At 66.0% G+C, this 721-nt stretch carries 1 protein-coding gene; it reads right to left on the bottom strand.

Annotated elements, in window-relative coordinates; translation table 11 throughout:
* Positions 1-6 precede the first annotated feature (6 nt).
* Positions 7-721 (bottom strand): phosphate ABC transporter ATP-binding protein PstB (gene pstB, locus E8M84_RS21340; protein ID WP_137113274.1); only part of this gene is annotated, 715 nt, incomplete at its 5' end.

Below are 721 nucleotides of genomic sequence, written 5' to 3'. Positions count from 1 at the left end.
CTCTCCTTACCCGATGCGGCCGGTGATGTAGGCTTCGGTCCGCGGGTCCTTCGGGTTGGTGAAGATTGCGGGGGTGTCGCCGTATTCCACCAGGTTGCCCAGATGGAAGAACGCCGTCTTCTGGCTGACCCGCGCCGCCTGCTGCATCGAATGGGTCACGATCACGACGGAAAACTGGCTGCGAAGCTCGTCGATCAGCTCCTCGACCTGGGCCGTGGCGATCGGGTCAAGCGCCGAGCAGGGTTCGTCCATCAACAGCACCTCCGGCGAGGTCGCCACGGCGCGGGCGATGCACAGCCGCTGCTGCTGGCCGCCCGACAACCCGGTGCCCGGCGCATCCAGCCGGTCCTTGACCTCGTTCCACAGCGCGGCCTTGCGCAAGCTTGCCTCGACGATCCCGTCCAGTTCCGCCTTGTTGCGGGTCAACCCGTGGATCTTCGGCCCGTAGGCCACGTTGTCGTAGATCGACTTCGGAAACGGGTTCGGCTTCTGGAACACCATGCCGACCTTGGCGCGCAGCTGCACCGGGTCGACGCGGGGATCGTAGATGTCCTCGCCCTCCAGCAGGATCTTGCCCTCCACCCGGGCGCTGGCGACGGTATCGTTCATCCGGTTCAGGCAGCGCAGGAAGGTCGACTTGCCGCAGCCCGAGGGCCCGATGAAGGCGGTCACGGCCCGGTCGAGGATATCGACCGACACGTCCTTCAGCGCGTGGTTCTGC

Origin of the sequence: Rhodobacter sp. SY28-1 (assembly GCF_005222785.1) — a bacterium.
Taxonomy (GTDB): Bacteria; Pseudomonadota; Alphaproteobacteria; order Rhodobacterales; family Rhodobacteraceae; genus Tabrizicola.
This window is presented reverse-complemented; position numbering and strand designations above follow the sequence as displayed.